Below are 24294 nucleotides of genomic sequence, written 5' to 3'. Positions count from 1 at the left end.
GGGCCAGACGGCGGGTTCGGCTCCGCGCTGCGGGAACCGCTGACCCCGCGCTGGCTGGTGTGCAGCGACGGGCGGATCAGCCCGCTGCCGGTCAGCCGATGGCACGGCGAGGCCGAGGACGCGCTGCGTGTGGTGGTCGCCCGCGGCACCGGCCCCACCCTGGATGTCGGCTGCGGCCCCGGCCGGCTGACGGCTGCCCTGACCCGCGCGGGGCGGACCGCTCTCGGGGTGGACATCTGCGCCCACGCGGTCCGGCTCACCCGGGCCCGGGGTGCCGCCGCCGTGCACGGCTGCGTCTTCTCTGCGCTGCCGCGTGAGGGCTGGTGGACGCACGTGCTGCTGGTCGACGGCAACATCGGCATCGGCGGCGACCCGGCCGCGCTGCTGCGCCGGTGCGGTGGCCTGGTGCGGGCGGACGGGACGGTGACCGTGGAGGTCGAGCCCGGCGGTGTCGGGCTGTGGCAGGGCCACGCGTGGGTGCGCTCCGCCCCGGTGCCGGGTCCCACGCCGGCGGCTGCCCGGTTCCGGTGGGCCCGGGTCGGGGTGGACGCGGTGGCCACCCTGAGCCGGGATGCCGGGCTGGTCGTACGGGAGGTGTTCCGGCAGGACGGCAGGTGGTTCGCCGAGTTCGGCAGGCGGCCCTCACGCGTGGCCCACCGCTCGGCCGCTCAGCGGCTCGGGGCGGGCCCGGTCGAGTCGCGTACCACCAGCAGGTGACCGGTCGGCCGGCGTCGTGGCCGGGCCGATCGTGGCTTGAGCGCGAGGCTGAGCGCCATCCGACCCATGTCGGTCATCGGTAGCCGGATGGTGGTGAGGCTGGGGGCGAGGTCGGCGGCGACGGAGACGTCGTCGAACCCGACGACCGACATCTGCTCGGGCACGGGGATGTGGTGCGCGCGCAGCGTCGACAGCACGCCCATCGCCATCGCGTCGTTGAGCGCGATGATCGCGGTCGTCTCCGGGTGGTCGGAGAGGATCTGCTCGGCGGCCATCCGGCCGCCGCCGCGGGTGAAGTCGCTGTGCACGATCGGGATGTTGTCCAGGGAGAGCCCGCATTGGTGCAGGGCGGACGAGACCCCGGCGATCCGGTCGGTGATGGTGGTGAGCCCCTCCTTGCCGGCGGCGATCGCGATGTGCCGGTGGCCGAGGTCCAGCAGGTGTCCGGCGAGTGCGCGGCTGCCGGCCTCGTTGTCGGGCAGGACCGCGTCGACGCCGAGCGCGTGGCGGCCGATGACGGCGACCCGTCCGCCCTGGCTCTGGAACTCCGACAGCTCGGCCCGTGCCTCCGCCTCCACCCGGGGGTCGTTGTAGCCGGAGCCGGCGATGAGGATGATCCCCACCCGCTGCGCGATGAGGTGCCGCAGTTGCCGCAGCTCGGCGTCGGGGTCGCGGCCGGAGTGGCAGATCTGCACCAGCAGACCTTCCTCGGCGGCGATCTCGATGACCCCGCTGGCGATCTCGGCGAAGTAGGGGTCGTCGATCTGGTGCACGACCAACCCCACTGTGGAGCTTGCGCCACCGGCGAGGGTGCGGGCGTACGGGTTGGCGACATACCCGAGTTCCCGTGCCACCTGTCGGACCCGATCGGCAACCTCCTCGCTGACGCCCTCGCGGCCGGCGAGCGAGCGGGACGCGGTCGCGAGAGAGACCCCGGCGCGTTCGGCCACGTCGATGAGGCGCAGCCTGGTGCCAGGCTTGGGCATCGGCAACTCCCGTGAAACATCGATGTATTCGAACTCTTGCGAGTGATTCGGCACACAGCTTAGGCTACGAAAGCGCTTTCGTAAGCGCTTCCGTCCCGGCAAAGGAGCGTACGGGATGACAACCCGTTACAGGCGAATGCAGTGGATGACAGCCCTCGGTGTGACGATGACGCTCGCGCTGGGTGCCTGCGGTGGTGGCAGCGGTGAATCGGCCGCCGGCGGGCCGATCGTGATCGGGATCTCCCTCCCGCTGACCGGAGACTTCTCCGAGCCCGGCAAGGGTGTCCAGCGCGGGTACGAGGCCTGGGCCAAGATCACCAACGAGAACGGTGGCCTGCTGGGCCGCCAGGTGGAACTCAAGATCCTCGACGACCAGTCCAATGCCGATCGGGTGGTCGCCGACTACGAGCAGCTGATCGGCCAGGAACAGGTCGACCTCGTGGTGGGCCCGTTCTCGACCCGCCTCGTCGTGCCGGCGGCCCGGGTCGCCGAGGAGTACGGCATGCTCTTCGTCGAGCCCGCGGGCGCGGCGAAGGAGGTCTTCGAGCAGGGGTTCAAGAACCTGTTCTACGCCGCCCCGGCGGTGGCCAACGACCACTACAACCACCTGGCCGACTACCTCCTCGCGCTGCCCGAGGACCAGAAGCCCAAGACGGCGGCGTACGCGGCCATGGACGACCCGTTCGCGCAGGGCACGGCGTACGGGCTCAAGGAGAAGCTCGAAGCGGCCGGCATCCGCACGCTGGTCAACGAGGTCTACCCGCCGAACACCACCGACTTCGGCAGCATCGCCGCGAAGATCGCGGCCTCGAAGGCCGACCTCGTGGTGGGCGGCTCGCAGTACCAGGACGGCGTGAACCTGATCGTCGCCCTGCAACAGTTGCAGTACCAGCCGAAGCTCGCCGCCTTCTCGACGGCGCCCACGAATCCGGAGTTCGCCGCGGCGATCGGCAACAAGACCGAGGGAATCCTCTCGCCCACCGGGTACGCACAGGACGCGCCGTACCCCAGCAACCAGGAGTTCGTCCAGAAGTACACCGCGCAGTTCGGCGCGGCGCCGGAGGAGGACGAGGCCAACGCGTACACGACCGGCCAGGTCGTCGCGGCGGCGGTCACCGCGGTCGGCTGTGCCGAGCAGGGGGAGTGCCAGCAGAAGCTGGTGGAGTGGGTACGCAACAACACCGTCGAGACGGTGGTCGGCCCGCTCTCCTGGGACGAGACGGGCAAGCCGAAGGGCGCTCACATGATCCAGCAGTGGCTGGGCGGCGAAATCAAGATCGTGCTGCCGGCCGACGCCAAGGAGGCCGACCTCGTCTACCCGAAGCCGGCCTGGTAGGCGCCGATGCCATCGGGTGCCCTGCTCTTCCAGAGCGTCATCCTGGGTCTGCTGCTGGGAGGGCTCTACGCCCTCCTGGCGGCCGGCCTGACCCTCTACTTCGGAATCATGCGGGTCGTGATGATCGCCCATTCGGCGTTCCTCATCCTCGCCGCCTACCTCGCCTGGTGGTCCCACTCCCGGCTGGGCGTCGACCCGCTGCTGTCGATGATCGTCACCGTGCCGCTCTTCTTCGGCTTCGGGGTGCTGCTGCAACGGATGCTGCTGGCCCGGCTGCGGCCGGTCACCCTGACCATGATGTCCGTGCTGTTGACGTTCGCGATCGCGCTCACCATCGAGGGCCTGCTCGGGTACGTGTTCACCGGCACCCAGCGGCGCATCCAGCTCGGCTACGGCTCGGCGAGCTTCGGCCTCTTCGGGGCCCGGATCGCGGTGGTCAAGCTGATCGCGTTCGGCCTCGCCGCCGTCGCGCTGCTCACCCTCTACCTGCTGATGAAGAAGACGACCTTCGGCTGGGCCCTGCGGGCGACCATCCAGCACCGCGACGCCGCGCGCCTGGTCGGCATCGAGACCGAGCGGATCGCCGGGTACGGCTTCGGGATCGGCCTCGCCACCGCCGCGGTGGGCGGCACCGCCCTCGCCCTGGACACCACCATCTACCCGTCGCTGCACTGGCACTGGATCGGTCCGCTGATGGCCATCATCGTGGTGGGCGGCCTCGGCAGCGTGCCCGGGGCGGCGATGGCCGCCATGGTGCTCGGCCTGACGCAGAGCCTGTTGCAGATCCCGCTGGGTACGACCTGGGCGCAGACGATCTTCTACCTTGCCCTGTTCGCGACCCTGGCCTTCCGGCCACAAGGATTCTTCGGAGGTCGCCTTGCCCAGCGCTTCTGAACGCACCATGGCAGCCGCCGCCACGCCGGGCGCCACCCCGGCAGCGCGGGTATCCGCACCCCGGCCGGTCGGCCGGATCGTCCAGGTGGCCCTGGTCCTGGTGCTCGCCGCCGGGGTGCTCTCCTTCCCCGCACTGGCCCCCAACCCGTACATCCTCTCCGCCGGCATCGTGGTGCTGAACTACGCGGTGCTCTCCACCTCGTGGAACTTCGTCGGCGGGTTCACCGGCTACATCAGCCTGGGCCACGGTGCCCTGGCCGGGCTGGGCGCCTACGGCACCGCCCTGCTGGTCACCAGGGCCGGGCTGCCGAGCTTCGTGGCCCTGGTGGTCGCGGCGCTGCTGGTCGCCGCGCTGGCCGTGCCGATCGGCTTCGCGGCGCTGCGGGTGCGGGGCGCCTCGTTCGTGATCGTCTCCATCGCGCTGGTGCTGATCCTGCTGCTGGTCTTCCAGAGCTGGTCGTCGCTGACCGGCGGGTCGCGGGGGCTGGTGGTGCCGAGGCCGTTCCCCGGGCTGCTGCGCCCGGAGCACCACCGGGTCTTCTACTTCCTCTTCGCCGCGCTGCTCGGCCTCGCGCTGCTGGCCTGGTGGCTCATCGACCGCTCGCGGTTCGGGCTCGGGCTCAAGGCGATCCGGGAGGACGAGGACAAGGCGGAGGCGCTGGGCACGCCGACGTTCGCGTACAAGCTGGTGGTCTTCGTGGTCTCGGCGGGTTTCACCGGCCTGGCCGGCGGGCTCTACGCGCTCTGGTTCGGCGACCTCGACCCGGTCTTCCAGTTCTCCATCCTCACCGGGTCCTACATGGTGCTGATGGCGCTGCTCGGCGGTGTCCGGAACCTGTTCGGTCCGCTGGTCGGGGCCCTGGTGGTCGGTATCGCCCTGGAGTACTTCAAGGTGGAGTTCGGCGACACGCAGCTGCACCTGGTCGCAACCGGTGTCCTGCTGGCGCTGGTCGTGCTCTTCATGCCCGACGGGGTGCTGCCGGCCGTCGGCGGTCTGCTCAACCGGCTGTTCCGGCCGGCGCAGAGTTCGATCCGCGAGGTCACCGCAGGGGAACTGCGCGACCAGCGCGCCGCGGAGGCGCAGGAGCGCGAGCCGGTCGACGCGGGCACCACCGCCGGGTCCGGGGAGGTAAGGCCGTGAGCGAGCGTCAGCGAGCGAATCATTCAACGCCGGGAAGGTGCCGGCACGCAGCGCAGCGGAGTGCTGGCATGAGCGAGCGTCAGCGAGCGAATCATCAGCGCCGGGAAAGTGCCGGCACGGAGCGCAGCGGAGTGCTGGCATGACCGAGGTACGCAGCCTGGCGACCGAGAGCCTGACCAAGGCGTTCGGCGGCGTGGTGGCCCTCGACGGTGCCACCGTCGAGTTCCGCCACGGCCAGGTCAACGCGCTGATCGGGCCGAACGGGTCGGGTAAGACGACCTTCTTCAACTGCGTCACCGGGATGATCCGGCCGGACAGCGGGCAGACGACGTACCGCGGGCGGGACATCACCCGCAAGGCACCGCACGCCATCGTCCGGGCCGGCGTCGGCCGTACCTTCCAGTTGTGCCGGGTCTTCCCCCGGATGACCGCGCTGGACAACGTGCTCGCGGCCGTCCGCCCGGCCGGCCTGACCGGCCTGCTGCGCGGCGCCCGCGCCCGGGACGAGGTGGACCGGGCCCGGGGCTGGCTCACCCGCCTCGGCATCGAGCACCTGGCCGACGTGGAGGCCCGCAACATGTCGTGGGGCCAGCAGAAGCTGCTGGAACTCGCCGGCGTGCTGATGGGCGACCCGGAGACCGTGCTGCTCGACGAGCCGGCCGGCGGGGTCAACCCGGCGCTGCTGGACCGCATCGGCACCCTGGTCCGCGAGCTCAACGCCGAGGGGAGGACCTTCGTCATCGTCGAGCACAACATGGACCTGGTGATGAGTGTCAGTGACCACATCGTGGTGTTCGACCGTGGCCGCCCGATCGCCGAGGGCCCGCCGTCGCTCATCCGCTCCGACGAACGCGTGCTGGGGGCATACCTTGGCGTCTGAAATCGAACTCGTCGACATCCAGGCCGGCTACGGGCGCGCCGCGCCGGTGCTGCGGGGCCTCACCGTCTCGGTGCCCGCAGGCACGATCGTCTGTCTCGTCGGGCCCAACGGCGCCGGCAAATCGACCGTCCTGAAGGTCGCCAGCGGCCTGCTCAAGCCGCGTTCCGGGCGGATCCTCGTCGGGGGCGTGGACGTGACCGGCCAGGGGCCGCAACGGATGCTCGCCTCGGGGGTCGCGCACGTCCTGCAGGGGCACAGCGTGTTCCGCGAGATGACCGTGGCGGAGAACGTGCTGCTGGGCGGCTACACCTTGAAGGACAAGGCGCTCATCGCCGAGCGGACGGCCTTCGTCAAGGAGGTGTTCCCGGTGGTCGCGCAGCGCTGGGAGTCACTCGCGGGCCTGCTCTCCGGTGGCCAGCAGAAGCAGGTCGAGTTCGCCCGGTCCCTCATGGTCAACCCCAAGGTGGTGCTGCTGGACGAGCCGTCCATGGGTCTGGACCCGAAGGCCACCAGCACCGTCTTCGAACAGGTCGTACGGATGCGCGACGCCGGCACGGCGGTGCTGCTGGTGGAGCAGAACGCCCGGCGGGCGCTCGAGACGGCCGACCTCGGGTGCGTGCTCGACCTCGGGCGCGTACACATCTCCGGGCCGGCGGCGCAGTTGCTGGCCGACCCCCAACTCGGTGAGCTCTACCTCGGCGGCCGGCCCGCCGAGCCCACGGCCGCGCCGAAGCGGTAATCCCCCTCCAGGCAAACGCAGCAGCTGAGTCCACGCACGTAAGCGCTTACGGAAGCGGTTACGCCTCCCCGAGAGACGCGAAACGAGGTGTACGCGATGACCAGAACCAGACGCGTCGTGGTCACCACCGCCACCCTGCTGGCGGTCGGCATGGTGCTGGGCGCCGGAGCACCCGCCGCCCAGGCGGACCGGAGCCACCCGCGCGACGTCCACCCGCACCTGCGATCGAACCTGGTCGCCTACTACGACTTCGACCACCCGGTGGAGGGCGACCCCGCGCTCGAACGCGACCAGGGCCGCTCCGGCACCGAGATCGAACTCGTCAACGGCGGCGCCGCGATGCGGGTGGCCGACCGGGCCTATCCGGGCAGCGGCAAGGCGCTGCAGACCCGGCAGGTCAACCCCGCCGAGAACGGCAACGACGACTGGAAGGCCGGCACCTGGTCGGCGAGCGGTGTCCGGAACCTGCGCCCGTTCGCCGGCACCCAGGGCACCACCGTGATGGGCTGGTTCAAGCTGGACATGGACGGCCCGGCGCTCAACTCCACCACCGCCAACCCGACCGACCGGTTCAACGCCATCGGCCTGGCCGGCATCCTGACCGGAGACTCCGACGGCCACGGCGTGCGGGCGCTGCTCGAACTCATCGACGTCAACGGGGAGCTGCGCCTGGTCGCGCTCGGTCGGCGCCTCGACGGCGGCAACTCGCAGACGTTCGCCGCGAGCGAGGACTGGCGCACCCTGCTGCCGAAGGGGAGGTGGGTGCACCTCGCCGCCACCTTCGACTTCAACACCGGCGCGTTGGCGCTCTACCGCGACGGCAAGCCGCTGGACGGCTTCTACACCCGCACCGACGACCCGTGGCGCGTGTCGGGGCCCGGCCCGCACGTGACCACCGCCGCCGACCCCCGGGGCATCAAGATCGGCGGGAGCTTCCCGCAGAACTCGCTGGAGCGGAACCCCTGCGACTGCCGCATGGACGCACTGATGTTCCTCGACAGCGTGGTCTCGGCGAGTGACGTCGAGAAGCAGTACCGCTACATGGCCCGCTGACCACCCTCGGCACCGTCCCACCGAGAAGGAGAACCGCGTGCGTAGCATCCGTAGAACCGGCAGGCTCCGCAGATCCGTGCTGACGGCCGGGCTCACCGCCGCCGCCGTCGTGCTGTCCACCCTGACCGCCGGCCCGGCTCAGGCCGCCGATCCGATCCACGACCCGATCCTCGAGATGCCCAACCAGTCCCGGCTCGGCCTGGTCCTTGAGGAGTACGCCAGCTTCCCCCAGTCCTTCCCCAACCCGGCCCCGGTCGACCAGCGGCTCATGCGGACCGCCCGGATCAATACGATCATGGAACTGCCCGACGGCTCCGGCCGCCGGGCCGTACCGGACCTCAACGGCAGCCTCTACCTGGTCAAGGACGGTGTGCCGCACGTCTACCTCGACGTGTCCGCCACGTTCGCCCCGCAGTTCTTCTCCGGCCGTGGCCTCGGTCAGGGCTTCGGCTACGTGGCGTTCCACCCGGAGTTCGGCTCGAACGGCCGCTTCTACACCATCCACACCGAACAGGCGTCGTCGACCACCGAGGTGCCGGACTACGCCCAGGCCAGCAGCATCTTCCATGGCGTCATCACGGAGTGGACGGCGGCCGACCCGTCCGCCGACACGTTCGCCGGCAGCCGGCGGGAGGTGCTGCGGATCGGCTTCGCCGGCCAGGTCCACGGCGTTCAGGAGATCAACTTCAACCCGACCGCGAAGCGCAAGGACAGCGACTACGGGCTGCTGTACCTGGCCGTCGGTGACGGCGGCACCGGCGTACGCAACACCGAGCCGCAGAACCTGGGCATGGTGCACGGCAAGCTGCTGCGGATCGACCCGCGCGGCACCAACTCCGCCAACGGCCGGTACGGCGTCCCGTCGTCGAACCCGTTCGTCGGCCAGGTCGGCGCGCTGGGCGAGATCTACGCGGTGGGCTTCCGCGACCCGCACCGGTTCAGCTGGGACAAGGCCACCGGCCGGATGTACCTCGGCCACATCGGCGAGCACGCCATCGAGGCGATCTACGAGGTACGCGCCGGTGACAACTTCGGCTGGAGCGAGCGGGAGGGCGCCTTCGTCTTCGACAAGGCGGCGAGCGCCTGCAACAAGCTTCTCCCGCTGCCCGCGAACGACGCGGACTACGGCTACACCTACCCGGTGGCCGCGTACGACCACAACCCCGCCCCCGGGTGGAACTGCACCTCGGACGTGGGGGTCGCGGTGGCCGGCGGGTTCGTCTACCGAGGCAAGGACGTGCCCGCGCTGAAGGGCAAGTACGTCTTCGGTGACCTGGTCGACGGCCAGATCTTCTACACCGAGGCGAAGCAGATGCGCCGGGGCGAGGAACTGGCCCCGCTGCACAAGCTTGCCCTGTTCGACACGGCCGGCAACCCGGTGCGGATGCAGGACCTGTCCGCCCCCGGCGCGCCCGGCAGCCCGGAACGGGTCGACCTGCGCTTCGGCACCGACGCCGCCGGCGAGCTCTACATCCTGGCCAAGGCCAACGGCAAGATCTGGAAGGTCACCGGCACCCGGGTCTTCGCCGGCGGCGACGTCGGCCGCACCAAGCTCAACAAGCCCTCGGGGCTGCGGGACTGGACGCCGGTGACCCCGTCCAAGTGGCAGTTCCACAAGGACGAGGTGATCCTCGCCGAGGCGGGCGTCAGCCGGCCGGGTCCGCGCCGGCCGTTCGAGTACGCCGTCGTGACGGACGGGCCGCAGTGGTCGTCGGTGCAGATCGAGGCGCAGGTGCGGCTGGACACGCCGGTGGAGGTCAGCAACCGGGACGTGATCATCGTGTTTGGCTGGCGTTCGGACACGGAGTACTACTACGCCCACCTCTCCACCGACAACACGATCTACCCGCACAACGGCATCTTCAAGGTCAACAACGCGGACCGGGAGCGCATCGACCACCAGTGGAACGGGCGCTCGCGCGGGGCCAACCCGGCGGTCGTCGACGCCGAGTGGCACAAGGTGCGGGTCGTGCACCTGCCGGCCACCGGTGAGATCGCGGTGTACGTCGACGGCAGCAAGGACCCGCTGATGACCGCGAAGGACAGCACGTTCGGTTCCGGGCGGGTCGGGTTCGGCTCGTTCGACAACGTCGGCCGCCTGCGTCACATGAAGATCACCGGCACCCCGGCCTGAGACCGGTCCGGCGGGGGCGGTGGCAGCGCCGCCCCCGTCCCCGCCGGACACCGGGCACCCGGGAGACCGGGACGAGGTTTGCGGCACCCGGAGAAGTCGGGTGCCCGGAGGAAACGCTTACCTGGAGGGTGAGGCGATGACGGCACGTGTCCCGATCGGGATCGTGATGAACGGCGTGACCGGGCGGATGGGCTACCGGCAGCATCTGGTCCGGTCCCTGCTGGCGATCCGGGAGCAGGGCGGCCTACCGTTGCGCGGCGGCGGCCGGCTCTGGCCGGAACTCGTCCTGGTCGGACGCAACGAGGCCAAGCTGCGCGATGTGGCGGCCCGGCACGGGCTGACCGAGTGGAGCACCGACCTCGACGCCGCGCTTGCCCGCCCGGACGTGTCGATCTACTTCGACGCCCAGGTGACCAGCGAGCGGGAGAAGGCGATCGGCCTGGCCATCGCGGCCGGCAAGCACATCTACACCGAGAAGCCGACTGCCACCACCCTGTCCGGCGCGGTCGACCTGGCCCGCGCCGCCGACGCGGCCGGCGTACGCCACGGCGTGGTGCAGGACAAGCTCTTCCTACCCGGCCTGCGCAAGCTGGACCGGCTGGTGCGGGGCGGCTTCTTCGGCCGGATCCTGTCCGTGCGCGGCGAGTTCGGCTACTGGGTCTTCGAAGGCGACTGGCAGCAGGCGCAGCGTCCGAGCTGGAACTACCGCAGCGCCGACGGCGGCGGCATCGCGGTCGACATGTTCCCGCACTGGCACTACGTGCTGGAGCAGATTTTCGCCCCGGTGCGGGCGGTCACCGCGCACATCACCACCCACATTCCGCGACGGTGGGACGAGGACGGCCAGCCCTACGACGCGACGGCCGACGATGCCGCCTACGCCATCTTCGAACTCGACGGCGGCATCGTGGCGCAGGTCAACTCCTCGTGGGCGGTCCGGGTCAACCGGGACGAGCTGGTGGAGTTCCAGGTCGACGGCACCGAGGGCAGCGCCGTGGCCGGTCTGCGCCGCTGCCGCGTGCAACACCGCGCCAGCACCCCGAAGCCGGTCTGGAACCCCGACCTGCCCGTTACCGACGACTTCCGGTCCCAATGGCAGGAGGTGCCGGACAACGAGGTGTACGACAACGGCTTCAAGGAGCAGTGGGAGATGTTCCTGCGGCACGTCGCCGAGGACGCCCCGTACACCTGGGACTTGTGGGCCGGTGCCCGCGGCGTGCAACTGGCCGAACTCGGCCTACAGTCGGCGCGCGAGGGCCGGCGCGTCGAGGTCGGCGAGCTGACGGCATGAGCGAGCGTCAGCGAGCGAATCATCAACGCAGTCCGGGCAATGCTCAGGCCGACGCCGAGCGAAGCGAGGTGGCGGCATGACCACCACCTTGACCCTGCCTGACGGGCCCCTCACCCTCTCCGGGGCGGGACGCGAGCACGCCACCCCCGGCGCCCGCTTCACCAGCCGGATCGCGTACGCCGCCGCGCATGTGGTCGCCGACCCCCGCGCGGAGAACGTACCCGGGGCGCCCGCCACTGTGGACTGGGACGCGACGCTCGCGTTCCGCCGGCACCTCTGGTCGCACGGCTTCGGGGTGGCCGAGGCGATGGACACCGCCCAGCGCGGCATGGGCCTCGACTATCCCAGCGCCCGGGAACTGGTACGACGCTCGGCGCAGGCGGCCCGAGCCGAGGGCGGCGCGATCTGCGCCGGCGTCGCCACCGACCAGCTGCCGGCCGGCCCGGCCACGCTCGACGAGATCCGCAAGGCGTACGCCGAGCAGCTCGCCGACGTGCAGGACGCCGGGGCGACGCCGGTGCTCATGTGCAGCCGGCACCTCGCCGCGGCGGCCCGGTCGGCCGACGACTACCTCGACATCTACGGCCGGCTGCTCGCCGACGCGGACGGTCCGGTCGTGCTGCACTGGTTGGGCCCGGCGTTCGACCCAGCCCTCGCGGGCTACTGGGGCGACCCCGATCCGGCGCGGGCCGCGGACACCGTCGTCGCACTGATCGGCGCGCACGCCGGCAAGGTCGACGGCATCAAGCTGTCGCTGCTCGACGAGGACTTCGAGGTGGCGCTGCGCCGACGCCTGCCGGCCGGGGTGCGGCTCTACACCGGCGACGACTTCAACTACCCGGCCCTGATCCGCGGCGACGGCACCGGCCACTCCGACGCGCTGCTCGGTGTGCTGGCCGCCATCACGCCGCCGGCCGCGGCCGCGTTGCGGGCGCTGGACGCCGGCGACCTGACGACGTACGACGAGATCCTCACGCCCACCGTGCCTCTCGCCCGGCACCTGTTCGGCGCGCCGACCTTCTACTACAAGACCGGCATCGTCTTCCTGGCCTGGCTCGCCGGCCACCAGGAGCACTTCACCATGGTCGGCGGCCTCCAGTCCGGGCGCTCACCGGCACACCTGGGCCGGCTGCTCCGGCTCGCCGACGGCGCCGGGCTGCTGCCCGACGCCGAACTGGCCGCGCATCGGGCCCGCGCGTTCATGACGACGGCGGGGGTGACGCAATGAAGCGGTTCGCGCTCAACTCGGCCACCACGAAACGGTGGCCGCTGCCGGAACTCGTGGCGGGCTGCGTGGACGCCGGTGTCGCCGGGGTGGGGCTGTGGCGCGAGGACCTGGCCGCGTACGGCGTCAAGGAGGCGGCGGCGCTGGTGCGCGACGCCGGTCTCACCGTCACCTCGCTGTGCCGGGGCGGCTTCTTCAACACCCCCGGCTGGCTGGCCGAGAACCGGCGGGCGATCGACGAGGCGGCGGCGATCGGGGCCCCGGTGCTGGTGCTGGTCTCCGGCGGCCTGCCCGAGGGCAGCCGGGACCTCGACGCCGCCCGGGCCCACGTCGGCGAGGCGATCGGGGCGCTGGTGCCGTACGCCCTCGACGCGGGGGTACGGCTCGCCGTCGAGCCGCTGCACCCGATGTTCTGCTCGGACCGGTGCGTGGTCGCCAGCCTCGGCCAGGCCCTCGACCTGGCCGACCCGTACCCGGCGGCGGCGGTCGGTGTGGTCATCGACACCTACCACCTCTGGTGGGACGACCAGGTCTGGGCGCAGATCGCCCGGGACGGCCGGGGGAACCGGATCGCCTGCTTCCAGGTCGCCGACTGGGTGACGCCGCTGCCGGCCGGGGTGCTGCTCGGCCGCGGGCTGCCCGGCACCGGCAGCGTCGAGTTGCGCCGCTTCCGGGAGGCGGTCGACGCCGCCGGGTACGACGGCCCGGTGGAGGTGGAGGTCTTCGCCGAGGAGGTGTGGTCGCGTCCGGGCCGCGCGGTGCTCGACGAGACGATCACCCGCTACCTCGCGCACGTCGCGGAGAACCCGACGACCTGACATCCGGCTGCCGTCTCGTCCGACGGCCCGGGTCGGGCGGGACGCAGACTCGTCGGCCGGGCCTGCCTAGGGCAGCGCGACGGTCGCGAGGTAACCGAGGTGGTCGGACGCCCAACGGCCGTCGGGGGTCCGCCGCTCGGTACCGAAGACCTCACTCGCCACCGGGACCACGGCGCCCCGCACCAGCACCATGTCGATCCGGTGCTTGACGGCGTCGGCCGATTCGGTCAGGTCGTCACCCAGGCCGGAGGTGTATCCCGGTTGACCGGGATGCAGGACCGGCCAGGTGTCGACCAGGCCACCGGCCACCAGGGTGAAGTAGGCCGCCCGGTTGGCCGGCACGGGCAGTTCGGGCCCGGTGTTGAGGTCCCCGACGAGGATGGTCCGCCCGCGATGGTTCAGCGGGCCGGCCAGCAACTCCTCGGCCTGCCGTACCCGCACCACCGGGTGGAATGCCTCCAGGTGGGTGTTCACCACCCGGAAGGCCCGTTGACCGTGGACCAGGTCCACTGCGGTCCAACCCCGGGTGCTGGTCAGGGTGCCGAGGGGAGCCGGAAGCTCGATCTCCATGTTCTCGGCGAAGTTCCCGGACGATGTGCCGGTGACCTTCACCCGGCCGCCGTGCCGGACCAGGATGACGTCGCGCATGGTGAGCCGGGCGTCCACGTTGTGCGGTGCCCCGGCCGGCGCCTCCAGGTCGGCCTCTTCCTGCACCACCGCCACGTCGTACCGGTGGCCGGCGGCGGCCAGCTCCCGCATCAGCAGCGCGAGGTAGTCGTACCGGACCGTGGTGGCCGGCGCCGGGTCCAGGAACGGGCCGGTGCGCCAGAGCGCCACCTCCTGCAGGCCGACCACGTCCGGCTTGTGCTCGCGGATCTCCTGCGCGATCAGCTTCGCCCGGGCCGGGAAGTTGACCAGATCCACGTGGCTGAGCAGAGCCGCGTTCGCGGACAGGAACGCCGGCACGTTCGGCGCGGTCATCGACGGGGTGAGATCGCCGCCGAGGTAGAGGTTGCGGGTCATCACCGTGATCTTGGGACCGGCCTGGGCGGACGCCGGCGGAGCCGCCAGCCCCAGACTGGCCACCACCAGGGCAGCGACGGTGGCCAGTCTGGCCAGTCGGTGTTTGCGGGCCGTACCGTCCATGCCCCTGGTCCTGTCCGTTGAGGGAGCCACGTCGCGGAAAGCCTGCGTACGGTAACGCCGCGACGTTCGTCCCCGATACCGCCGTTTGGGCGGTTCCCGGATCGGACAAGGATGCCGGTTTCGGCCGACCAGTGGTCGGGGTGCCGTCGGTCAGGATCGGTGCCGGCGGGTGGAGATCGCCTGGAGAGTGGGCCGGCGGATCACCGCGACCCGGTCGCCGCGGGTGTGCACGGACGTCCGCCCGCCGCGTCGACGCCGGAAGGTGAGGTCGATGGTGCGGCCACCGACCTGCACGCCCTCCAGCTTGAGGTCGGGCAGCCACTCGGGCAGGTGCGGGTCGATGAGAATGGTCCGCAGCGGCGCGGCCGGCCGCAACGCCAGCAGCGCCTGGACCAGTGCGAAGATCGCGCTGGCCGACCAGGCCTGCGGGGAACAGGAGTTCGGGTAGACGCCGGGGTGGGGATGGACGTCGTCGCGCGGCAGTCCACTGAGCACCTCCGGCAGGCGGTGTTCCGCGAACAGCGCCGATGCCGCGAACGTCCCCTCGGCCAGCCGGTGCAGGTGCTCCCAGCAGCCGTAGCGGGCGAGCCCGATGCCGATGGTGCCCGCCTCGACCGGCCAGACGCTGCCCCGGTGGTAGCTGAACGGGTTGTATGCCGGGTGGGCGGCGGAGAGCGTGCGGATCCCCCAGCCGCTGAACATGTCGGGTGCGAGCAGCCGGTCGGCGACCAGGGGCGCGATCCGGCTCGGCACGATCCCGGTGGCGAGCAGGTGACCGTCGTTGGAGTTGACCGAGCGTATGTGCCGTTTGTCCGGGCCGAGCGCCATCGCGTAGCAACCCCGGTCGGGCATCCAGAAGGCACGGTGGAAGCGCCGCCGCAGGGCGGCCGCTCGGCGGGCCAGGCCGAGACCGAACGCGGGATGACCGGCCGCGGCGAACGTGACGGCCGCGTGCCGCAGGGCGGCGTACCAGTACGCCTGCAACTCGCTGGTCGCGATCGGGTTCGGCACGAGCTGACCGTGTTCGTCGACGATGGCGTCGTCCGAGTCCTTCCAGCCCTGGTTCTTCACGCCCCCCCGGGACCGGCAGTGGTACTCGAGGAAACCGTCGTGATCCGGGTCGCCGTACCGGTCGATCCAGGCCAGGGTGCGGCGTGCCGCCGGCAGCAACTCGCGGACCGTTTCGAGATCCGCCGTCCAGGCGTAGTACTGGCCGAGGAAAACCAGGAAGTCCGGCGCGGTCGACCAGTCGCCGTAGTAGTGGGCGAGCGGATCGATGTTGAGCGCCGACACCGGCCCCTGGCGGGCCTCGTGCAGCGGCTTGCCCGGCTCCTCGTCGCGCCAGTCGTCGACCCGCCGGCCGAGGTGCTGGGCGTTGAGCCGCAGGCTGTCCGCGAGCATCGTCGGCCCGGCGAGCAGCGCCTGCCACGATGCGGTCATCGTGTCCCGCCCGAAGATCTCCTGGTAGATCGGCAGGCCGGCGATCGGTGCGGTCGGCCCGGCTGGCTCGCCGAGGGGCAGCCCGGCCAGGTCCTCCTGGGCGCACCGCCAGGCCGCCGTGACGTCGAAGTTGGTGCTGGTCAGCCGGGTGAACTCGCGGTCGAGTCGGCTGCGCGCCGCGGCGGCGGTGTCGCCGGGTTCGGTGAAGCTCGGCGGTGGTGCGGCGAGGCGCTCGCCGTCGAAGACGGGCTCGACGGCGAACTCCACCCGGCTGCGCTCGCGCGGCGGCAGGGCCACGTCGACGACGAACTCGCCGTCGGCGTACCGGATCGGCGCGTCGGCCCGGGCGCGGATCGCCACCGCCCGGTCCAGGCCGTCGCACCGGTAGGTCAGGCGTAGCTCCTGGTCCGCGGAGTCCCACCGGGCGTCGACCGGACCGGACTGTACGCGGCGGCCGCTCTCGGCCTCGCCCGTGTCGGCGAAGTCGGCGGCGATCTGGACCCGCATTCGCAGGTCCAGCCGTTCGTCGGCGTAGCTGAGCACGGTCAGCCTGGTCCGTAGCCCCGCCCCCACGAACCGCTCCACCAGCAGGTACGCCGCACGGGAGGGCAGCCGCGCACCGTCGCCGAGTTCGGCGTACGACAGCTGGGCGTGCCCCTGCACGGTCGCCGTGCTGAACGGCACCGGCTCGCGGCCGTCGATGGTGATCCGTTCGGTGCTGAGCACCCTGGTGTTGCGCGCGAAGAAGCCCTGCGGGTCGGTGCCGGTGATGCGCCCGCGCACGTCGGTGACCAGCGTGCTCCAGCCGCTCGCCACGTAGAGCAGGTCCGGGCGGACGCGCAGATTCCGGACCCGGCTCATCCGAACCCCCTGATCCGCGGTGTACGCGCCGATGGGTGGTACGGCCCGCGGACGCTTCGTACCCCCTGGTACCGCCGATACACCCCGCGGGTTGCGGAGCGGGCGGCTGGCCTCCGGTGGGGGGTCAGCCCTGAGACTGGATGATGTTCACCATCCATCCGATGCCGAACCGGTCGACACACATGCCGAACTCGTCGCCCCACATCTGCTTGGCCAGCGGAATCATCACCGTGCCGCCGTCGGAGAGCTTCGTCCAGTATCCGCGCAGGTCGTCGGCGTCGTCACCGCTGAGGCTCACCGCCACGTTGTTGCCGGGCAGGTGCTCCATCCCGGGCGCGGTGTCCGACGCCATCAGCGTGTAGCCGCTCGGGGTCTCCAGCATGGCGTGCATGATCTTGTCGGCCAGCGCCGGATCCTCGGTGCCGAACTCGCCGAAGGTGCTCATCGTGAGATCGCCGCCGAACACGCTGCGGTAGAACTCCACCGCCTCGCGCGCGTTGCCGGGAAAGTTGAAGTACGGGTTGAGTCGAGATGCCATGACACCCTCTCTGGTCTGACCAAGGTCCACCGGGTCAAACGACCGGGTGCCGGCCGACGACGCGGTGCGGACCGGGAGGGCTGATCTTCGGGTCAGCCGGATGCCGGCAGTCGGCCGCGGGCGGCGACGGCGTCCAGCCGTCCCCAGGGACCTGGGATGTCGAGCAGTTCGACGAGCCCGATCGTCGCGGGGACCGCCGGCTCCACCGACAGCCGCCCACCGCAGGGCTCTATGCCGAGCAGCGTGCGGAGCAGCATGAGCGGAGCCGAGGCGGAGATGGCCTGCGGGGAACTGATTCCCGGCTCGGTGACCGGATACTTCGTCAGGCCCCGGTCGTATCCGGCGAACGAGCCCGGTAGCCGTCCGTCCAGGCAGCCCGCCGCAGCCAGGATTCCTTCCGCGATCCGGGCCGATTCCTGGTGGTATCCGTAGCGGCGTAGGCCGTGGGCGGTCAGTGCGTTGTCGAACGGCCACACCATGCCGGTGTGGGGGCCGATCGGGTTGTAGCGGTGGTTGTCGGTGGCCAGGGTCCGAATTCCCCAACCTGAGTACAGCCGGTCGCTCATCAGGTGCTCGACCACCTGGGCCGCCTTCTCCTCCGTGGCGATCCCGCTCCACAACAGGTGGCCGATGTTCGAGGTGAGCGCGTCCACCTGGGTGCCGTCGGCCTCCAGCGCGACCGCGTAGTAACCGCGATCGGCGATCCAGAAGTCCCGGTTGAACCGGTCCTTCAGGTCCGCGGCCTCCCGCTCCAGGCGGTCGGCGTACGCCGGGTCACCCCAGATCTGCCGGGCCAGTCGGGCACCGCGCAGTTTCGCGTCGTACGCGTAGCCCTGCAACTCGCAGGTGGCGAGCGGGTAGCCGGGCAACTGTCCGTTCCGGTACGAGATGCCGTCCGGCGTGTTCTTCCAGCCCTGGTTGGTGTGGCCACCCCGTTGGTTGCGCCGCTGGTATGCCACGTACCCCTTGCCGGTCAGGTCGGCGTACCGGTCGATCCAGTCCAGCGCCTTGCGCGTCTCGTACTCCAGTTCCCGCACCAGGCTCTGATCGTCGGTCCATCGCTCGTACTCGTCCAGTAGCACCACGAACAGCGGGGTGGTGTCGGCCGCGCCGAAGTCGGCGGCCTGTGGCAGATCCTCGAAGGCCGCGCTCTCGCCGTACCGGACCTCGTAGAAGATCTTGCCCGGATCCTCCTCCCGGAAGTCGTTGGACACGGTGCCGTGCCCGACGGCGCACAACCGCAGGGTGGGCACGCTGAGCTGCGGGGTGAACGAGATCGCCTGCAGGCAGGTGATCAGCCCGTCCCGAGCGACCATGGTCATGTACCAGGGCAGCCCGGCCATGGGTAGCCGCTCACGATACGTCCACGAGGAGTAGCGCAGCGCCCCCAGGTCGATCAGGCTGCGCTGGTAGGTGGCGGTCAGCGAGGTCGAGTCCGCGCGGATCGTCGGCGCTGCTTTGAGCCAATCGTCGAGTTCCTGGTGCATCTGCGGTGGTTGCCGGCCGCGGTGGGCGGCGAGGCTGGCCCGAACGTCCCGGCCGCGGGCGCCCCGCAGCACGGTTTCCACCTGCAACGTGGTCTGCCAGGTGCCGTGCGGCTCGACGGTCACCTCGAACGTCATGCCCCGCTCGTCCACCGCCGCCGGCTCGGACGACGACACGATCGTCTCCCGGACGAACGACGCCCGTTCGTAGGACAGCCGCAGACAACCCTCCTCGACCTGCACGGTGGTACGGCCGCTGCGTGGCCCGCTCCTGCCCTGGCGCAGCTCAACCGTGTCCGCGAAGTCACTGCCCATGCCGATTCTGATCCTGATCGTGGCCGGAGCCATGTCGTGATTGAGCACGGTCAGCTGCTCGTTGAAGCTGGCCCCCATCCAGCGGTGCCGGATCACCGACAGCGTCGCGTCCACGTAGTGTGTCGCCGCCCCGGGCACCAGGAAGAACCGCGACTCGAAGTGGTTCAGGCTGTCCACCGCCAGGATGTTCAGGCGCTCCCCGTTGACGCTCAGGTCCCACTGGTTCAGGAAACGGGTGTCGAAGGAGTACAGCCCGGTCTGCGGGCCGGCAGCCGTGGACACGTCGCCACTGTCGTTGCTCAGGACGTACGTGTTGCCGTCCATGATGCTGACCAGTTTGGGATCCACCGCTCAGACCTCCGGCTTCCGGGATGCGGTCCGACTGGCTTCCTGAGCCGCCGGCAGCAGTTCACGCAGCGTGGAGAGCAGGGAGATGTCACCTTCGACGCTGAGCAGGTTGCGCCACACCGCGGCGTACACACCCTGCTCTCCGGTCACTATCCGGGCGAACACGTCGCACCGGGCCCGCACGACGCAGTCGGCCTCCCGGGCGTCCCGGGCGACACTCACCGACCCCGAATCGATCTTCAAGACCCAGTGCTCCGCCACGTGGTCGACGGACAGGTCGAACCGGATGGTCCCGGTGTACTTCTTGGGCACATTCGGCCTGTCCCGTTCGATGTCGGCAAAGAAATCCCCAATCGTCTCGGTCATCCGCCCCCCTCGCCTCCGGACGCCTGAAACAGGGTCACCTCCGGGAGGGCGAGCCGACATCACCCGCAGCGGGTGATGTCGGTAGGCCCGACCGATTGCATCGACAAGCTTCGAATGAAAAACTCCCCGTAACCGAGGAGGTACGGATGCTCCGCACATTCGGCGCGGTGCTGGCCGCCGCGACCTTGGCCCTGGCCGGTGGGTTCGGTTCCGCCCGCGCCGCCGAGGCGCCGCCCTCTCCGAGCCCGTCGCCGTCGCCGTCGACGCCGATTGCGTGCCCGCCCGCGCTGCCGATCGGCGGCCTGGTGACCGGGGCGACCGCCACCAGCGTGACCGTCACCTACTCGGTGCTGTTCCTGCCGCCCTGCGGGTACGACCCGCCGATCACGGTCACCCTCTTCGGCAGCCGCGAGGACGCCGCGCAGTGGCGGGATCCGGTGGCCGAGGCCGTCTCCGAGCCGCAGCGCTACGGAAACGTCACCGTCGACGGGCTGACCCCGGACACCGAATACTGGTTCCGGTTCAGTGACACCGAAGGCCGGCGGGATCCGTACGTGATCGGTGGACCGGCGCGGACCACGCTGCCGCCGGTGTGCCACGCGACGGCCACGATCGACGTCGGCTGGGGGAGTGGTTTCCTCGCCACCGTCACCGTCCGCAACACCAGCGGGCAGCAGCTCGACGGTTGGCGGGTCTCCTGGCGGTGGTCCGGTGACGAGCGCCTCCAGTCGCTTTGGGACGGGGTGGCGCACGGTTCGGGCGCCGACGTGACCGTCCGCAACGCCTCGTACAACGGCACCCTCGCACCGGGCGGCTCGACCACCTTCGGTCTGGTGGCGGCGACCAGCGCGGTACCGGGCAGCATCGCGCTGACCTGCGGCCGATGACCTGCCGTCGCTTCGGGCTGCCGCGCCGTTGAGGCAGCCCCGGCCCGGTGTCCTCGTGGCTCGACCGGGTCGGTGGCGGTGGCGGCGGTGAGCGGGGCGGCGGTCACAGTGACCGCCGACGTCGCCTGGTGCGCGGGAACGAGGTTCGGCCGCCGCTGGTGGGAGCGCCGCGCCACATCCGCCAGATGATCGGCCCGTCGGTGGGCAGCACGATCGTGGGGCCGGCGGTGTAGCCGTGGCGGAGGTAGAGCCGCCGGTTACGCATGTTGCTGGCTTCCAGGTACGCCGGCAGCCCGAGCTGGTCGAGACGACGGTGCTGGTCGGCGAGCAGGGCGGCACCGATGCCTCGGCTCTGCCGGGTCGGGTCGACGGCGAGGTAGGCGAGGTAGTGGTGCGGCTCGTCGGGGCGGAACGCCTCGAACATCTCCTCCAGCAGCGCGAACTTCGGCGCATACGGACCAGCGATGGCCTCCAGAGCCGCCAGGCGTTGGTGCGCGTTGGTGGGGCTGGGTTCGAGGCGGGGGTACCAGATGGCGACGGCGTACTGGTCGGAGGTGGTGTGGACCTGCCCGTGTTCCAGGCCGTGATGGAAGGCGTCCTTGAAGTACCGGTAGTAGACGGTGCGCCGGTCGGCCGGGTCGGGGATGAGCCAGTCGGCGAGGGGTCCTTCGTGGAACGCTTCGGCGAGTACGGCGATCAGTGGGCCGGCGTCGGTTCTGGTCGCGGGTCGGATGGTGACGGTGTTGTGCACGGGTTCTCCCTGGGTGGTCAGGCCGGCTGGCGGACGGTGTCGGGGGTGCGCAGGGGTCCGGTGTGGCTGTCGGCGCCGAGGCCGACCGCCGCGTACACGTCGGGGTTGGTGGTGCGCAGGAGCAGCGCCCAGGCGATGCCGAGGAGTGCGGCGGCGGCGTATGCGGCGGGGAACGCCCAGCGCAGGGGCGAGTCGGGTGCGACGCCGAGCAGGGTGGCGAACTCGCGCAGGGTGACGGTGAGGATCCCGCCGAGCGCGACGGTGGCGGTTCCCGGTGCGATGAGGGACCGCCACAGTCCTTCGGTGTGGGTGATGCGGGAGAAGAAGCCGATCACTGCGGCGGAGGTGATGGTCATGAGGATGAGCACCCCGAGGCCGCCGGTGACGGTGATCCAGAAGAACAGGTGCACGATGGGGTCTGCCCCGGCGAGGGCGTAGCCGACGAGCACGGCGAAGGCCAGGGCGCTCTGGGTGAGAGAGCCGACCTTGGGGGCGCCGGTGCGGCGGCTGGTGCGGCCGAATACGGCTGGCAGCACCCGTTCCCGGCCGAGGGCGAACAGGTAGCGGGCCACGGTGTGGTGGAAGCTGAGCAGGGCCGCGAACAGTGACGTGATGAACAGGATCCGGGCGATGGTGATGACGCTGTCGGCCAGGTATGGGGACACCAGGTTGAAGATCAAATCGGTGCCGTCGGTGCGGGCGGCGTTGACGATGCGGTCCGGGCCGGTGGCCACGGACATGGCCCAGGCGGAGAGTCCGTAGAGCAGGCCGGTGACGGTGACGGCGATGTAGGTAGCGCGGGCGATGGTGCGGCGAGGATCCTTGGTCTCCTCGCTGAACACGACGGTGCCTTCGAAGCCGACGAAGCCGGTGATGGCGGTGACCAGCGCCGCGCCGATGCCGGCGGCGAAGACGTGCGTCGGGGCGAGGGTGTCGAAGCTGACCGTCCCGTCGGCCGGATGGGTGACCATGATCGCGTCGAAGGTCAGGGCGACGGCGCATTCGGCGACGAGGACGACGGCGAGGACGCGCCCGTTGAGGTCGATCCGCGCGACGCCGAGGACCGCGACGATGGCCCACACCGCGAGGGCGCACGCCCACCAGGTGAGCTGCCAGCCGTAGCGGTCGTTGAGGAACTGGGCGGTGACCGCGCCGGCCCCGCCGTACAGGCCGATCTGCATGGCGTTGTAGGCCAGTAGCGCGATCATGGCGGCGGCGACGCCTGCCGGGCGGCCGAGTCCTCGGGTGATGTAGGTGTAGAAGGCTCCGGCGTTGACGATGCGCCGCGACATGGCGACGTAGCCGACGGCGAAGAGGGCGAGGACGGCGGCGACGAGCAGGTAGGCGACGGGGATGCCGGTGACGCCGGTGACCGCGTACCCGGTCGTCGCGCCACCCGCGACGACGGTCAACGGTGCGGCGGCGGCGATGACGAAGAACACCACCGACGGGATACCGAGCCGGCCACGGGCCAGGACGGCGGACACGATGTCGGGACTGGAACGAGGCATGAAGGTCTCTCTCTGGACAGGGGAGTGGGCGCTGCCCAGCAGCGCCGCTGGGTCAGGAGGTGCGCTGGTTCAGCTGGTGGGGTGGTTCAGGTAGCGCGGTGGCTCAGGTGGTGCGGTGGCTGAGGACGGCACCGCCGACGACGGCACCGAGGTCGGCGAGCAGGTCCCGCAGCGGCGGGTGGGCCTGGTCGACCTGCTGGCGCAGGAACGCGCGGGCCGCCAGGGGCGCACCGTCGAGCAGGATCGGATCGAGCTGGGTGTGCATGGCCAGCCCCGCGAGGGCCACGTCGAAGGCGTTGAGCCGTTGGTAGTTGCGTACCTGGAAGGAGAGCCGGGCCCACGACCAGGCGGCCGTGTTCATGTCGGTGGGGACGTAGACGGTGCGTTGCCGCCACAGCCGGCCGACCTGCTGCTGTTGAAGGAGTCCGAGCTGCCACATGCGGGTGGCCACCTGCTCGTAGGCGGTGGTGCCGAGGAACGCCAGCCAGGTCCGAGTAGCGGTGTGGCGCGGCTCGGCCACGAGGCGGTCGAGGACGAGATGTTGCAGCCAGTCCTGCGGAGGGAACGCGTTGGTCACCCGCAGGTGCCGGCCCTCGAACGTGACCCGACCCTCGCTGTACAACTCCAGCAGCAGCGCGGCGGCCAGACCATGCGCCGTGGCGGACTCGAAGAGACGCGGGCGGCCGGTCTGGTCGTCGTGCGCCAGGTAGAAGAACTCGTCGGCGAGACGCATGGTGTACGCGGCGGCGCTGCCAACGGCCCGTACCGGCCGGCTCGGTGTCGAATGCTCGCGCAGGTGTGGGGCGTACTCGCCGCCGTGGGGTGTGCTGTTCACCGCGGCTGGCCTTCCTCGGTCGAATCGTCGATGGGAAACCCGAGCCGGCGCAGGAGCATCCGGCCGCCCCGATGGCGACCCAGCTCCTCGACCGCCCAGGTGTGCTGCCCGCAGCCGCCGTCGCCACAGTGGAAACAGGTCCCGCCGTCGCGGTGCTGGAGCACGGTGTTACGCGCGGACTCGAAGCGGTCCACGGCCCGGTCGCTCTCGTCGGAGCCGCTCACGGCACCTGCTTCCGGCCGCGCAGCGCGGCGACCGCGACCCGCACCTCCATGCACGGCGGATGCCGATCAACATGCGGGTACCCGCACTCCGGCCGATGCCCCAGCACCCACACCCACTCATCACCCCGATTCGGCAGGTCCCGAACGCTCGCCACGACGACGGCAACCGGGGTTCCGGGAGTGAGATCCCGCCCATACGACCAGTCACCGGGTTCGAGCCGCAGCACCGTCCCCGCCGCGACCTCAGGCAACGGCTGAGGCGTCCTATACACAGCCCCACCCCGCCCACCAGGGTTGATCATGAAGTTGTTGCCCCGGAAAGCGTTTGTCCAGGTCAATAACTTCATGATCGACGGCGAGGGCGTCGGGTGAAC

Annotated in this window: 23 protein-coding genes; 12 read left to right on the top strand and 11 right to left on the bottom strand. The window is 70.8% G+C overall.

Annotated features, from left to right (window positions below; translation table 11 throughout):
- Positions 1-717, top strand: a 717-nt coding sequence (locus tag C1I95_RS16165) for a methyltransferase domain-containing protein (protein WP_438941317.1), incomplete at its 5' end; no start/stop codon positions are given.
- Here the strand turns inward: C1I95_RS16165 and C1I95_RS16160 are convergent.
- On the bottom strand, positions 669-1703 hold the full coding sequence (locus C1I95_RS16160) for a LacI family DNA-binding transcriptional regulator (RefSeq protein ID WP_111214662.1): 1035 nt from the start codon (positions 1701-1703) through the stop codon (positions 669-671). The genes C1I95_RS16165 and C1I95_RS16160 overlap by 49 nt on opposite strands.
- A gap of 145 nt (positions 1704-1848) precedes the next feature.
- Between C1I95_RS16160 and C1I95_RS16155 the strand changes: the two genes are divergently transcribed.
- From C1I95_RS16155 to C1I95_RS16110, 10 genes are all read left to right on the top strand, one after another.
- Positions 1849-3039 carry an amino acid ABC transporter substrate-binding protein gene (locus tag C1I95_RS16155; RefSeq protein ID WP_233513692.1) on the top strand — a complete coding sequence of 397 codons (1191 nt, stop codon included), beginning with the start codon at positions 1849-1851 and terminating at the stop codon, positions 3037-3039.
- A 6-nt stretch (positions 3040-3045) separates the two neighbouring features.
- Positions 3046-3933, top strand: coding sequence for a branched-chain amino acid ABC transporter permease (locus C1I95_RS16150; protein ID WP_111214661.1), 888 nt, complete (start codon positions 3046-3048; stop codon positions 3931-3933).
- Between the two features lie 7 nt (positions 3934-3940).
- Positions 3941-5074, top strand: coding sequence for a branched-chain amino acid ABC transporter permease (locus tag C1I95_RS16145; protein ID WP_111214660.1), 1134 nt, complete (start codon positions 3941-3943; stop codon positions 5072-5074).
- A 139-nt stretch (positions 5075-5213) separates the two neighbouring features.
- On the top strand, positions 5214-5954 hold the full coding sequence (locus C1I95_RS16140; RefSeq protein ID WP_111214659.1) for an ABC transporter ATP-binding protein: 741 nt from the start codon (positions 5214-5216) through the stop codon (positions 5952-5954).
- The gene (locus C1I95_RS16135) at positions 5944-6693 is read left to right on the top strand and encodes an ABC transporter ATP-binding protein (protein ID WP_111214658.1); all 750 of its coding nucleotides are present in this window, start codon (positions 5944-5946) and stop codon (positions 6691-6693) included. Before C1I95_RS16140 ends, C1I95_RS16135 begins: the two co-directional genes overlap by 11 nt.
- A 96-nt stretch (positions 6694-6789) precedes the next feature.
- A complete protein-coding gene (locus tag C1I95_RS16130) occupies positions 6790-7746 on the top strand; it encodes a LamG domain-containing protein (RefSeq protein ID WP_111214666.1) in 957 nt (318 codons plus the stop codon).
- Between the two features lie 37 nt (positions 7747-7783).
- Positions 7784-9880, top strand: coding sequence for a PQQ-dependent sugar dehydrogenase (locus C1I95_RS16125; RefSeq protein ID WP_111214657.1), 2097 nt, complete (start codon positions 7784-7786; stop codon positions 9878-9880).
- A 136-nt stretch (positions 9881-10016) separates the two neighbouring features.
- Entirely contained in the window at positions 10017-11171 is a 1155-nt protein-coding gene (locus C1I95_RS16120; protein WP_111214656.1) for a Gfo/Idh/MocA family protein, read from the top strand.
- A 76-nt stretch (positions 11172-11247) separates the two neighbouring features.
- Entirely contained in the window at positions 11248-12399 is a 1152-nt protein-coding gene (locus C1I95_RS16115) for a dihydrodipicolinate synthase family protein (RefSeq protein WP_111214655.1), read from the top strand.
- Positions 12396-13214, top strand: a complete 819-nt coding sequence (locus C1I95_RS16110) for a sugar phosphate isomerase/epimerase family protein (protein ID WP_111214654.1) — start codon at positions 12396-12398, stop codon at positions 13212-13214. Before C1I95_RS16115 ends, C1I95_RS16110 begins: the two co-directional genes overlap by 4 nt.
- 66 nt (positions 13215-13280) lie before the next feature.
- On the opposite strand, the gene C1I95_RS16105 is transcribed toward C1I95_RS16110, so the two are convergent.
- From C1I95_RS16105 to C1I95_RS16085, 5 genes are all read right to left on the bottom strand, one after another.
- Positions 13281-14360, bottom strand: coding sequence for an endonuclease/exonuclease/phosphatase family protein (locus C1I95_RS16105; RefSeq protein ID WP_111214653.1), 1080 nt, complete (start codon positions 14358-14360; stop codon positions 13281-13283).
- Between the two features lie 150 nt (positions 14361-14510).
- On the bottom strand, positions 14511-16661 hold the full coding sequence (locus C1I95_RS16100) for an amylo-alpha-1,6-glucosidase (RefSeq protein ID WP_111214652.1): 2151 nt from the start codon (positions 16659-16661) through the stop codon (positions 14511-14513).
- A gap of 124 nt (positions 16662-16785) precedes the next feature.
- The gene (locus C1I95_RS16095) at positions 16786-17199 is read right to left on the bottom strand and encodes a VOC family protein (RefSeq protein ID WP_111214651.1); all 414 of its coding nucleotides are present in this window, start codon (positions 17197-17199) and stop codon (positions 16786-16788) included.
- Positions 17200-17291: 92 nt separating this feature from the next.
- Positions 17292-19346: an amylo-alpha-1,6-glucosidase gene (locus C1I95_RS16090; RefSeq protein ID WP_438941316.1), complete on the bottom strand. Its 2055-nt coding sequence runs from the start codon at positions 19344-19346 to the stop codon at positions 17292-17294.
- A gap of 3 nt (positions 19347-19349) precedes the next feature.
- Positions 19350-19712, bottom strand: coding sequence for an SCP2 sterol-binding domain-containing protein (locus C1I95_RS16085; RefSeq protein WP_158566408.1), 363 nt, complete (start codon positions 19710-19712; stop codon positions 19350-19352).
- Positions 19713-19858: 146 nt separating this feature from the next.
- Between C1I95_RS16085 and C1I95_RS16080 the strand changes: the two genes are divergently transcribed.
- Complete coding sequence (locus C1I95_RS16080) at positions 19859-20599, top strand: cellulose binding domain-containing protein (protein WP_111214650.1); 741 nt, start codon at positions 19859-19861, stop codon at positions 20597-20599.
- Between the two features lie 103 nt (positions 20600-20702).
- Here C1I95_RS16080 and C1I95_RS16075 read toward each other — a convergent pair whose 3' ends face one another.
- From C1I95_RS16075 to C1I95_RS16055, 5 genes are all read right to left on the bottom strand, one after another.
- Entirely contained in the window at positions 20703-21350 is a 648-nt protein-coding gene (locus C1I95_RS16075; protein WP_111214649.1) for a GNAT family N-acetyltransferase, read from the bottom strand.
- 17 nt (positions 21351-21367) lie between these two features.
- Positions 21368-22861, bottom strand: a complete 1494-nt coding sequence (locus C1I95_RS16070) for an APC family permease (RefSeq protein ID WP_111214648.1) — start codon at positions 22859-22861, stop codon at positions 21368-21370.
- A 103-nt stretch (positions 22862-22964) separates the two neighbouring features.
- On the bottom strand, positions 22965-23696 hold the full coding sequence (locus C1I95_RS16065) for a GOLPH3/VPS74 family protein (protein ID WP_111214647.1): 732 nt from the start codon (positions 23694-23696) through the stop codon (positions 22965-22967).
- Entirely contained in the window at positions 23693-23920 is a 228-nt protein-coding gene (locus C1I95_RS16060; protein WP_111214646.1) for a hypothetical protein, read from the bottom strand. Before C1I95_RS16060 ends, C1I95_RS16065 begins: the two co-directional genes overlap by 4 nt.
- On the bottom strand, positions 23917-24294 hold a 378-nt coding region (locus tag C1I95_RS16055; protein WP_233513691.1), incomplete at its 5' end, for a hypothetical protein. The genes C1I95_RS16055 and C1I95_RS16060, both read right to left, overlap by 4 nt.

The sequence above is a fragment of the Micromonospora craterilacus genome, from assembly GCF_003236315.1.
Taxonomy (GTDB): Bacteria; Actinomycetota; Actinomycetes; order Mycobacteriales; family Micromonosporaceae; genus Micromonospora; species Micromonospora craterilacus.
Note: the sequence above shows the minus strand (reverse complement) of the source record. Positions and strands in the feature narration are given on the sequence as shown.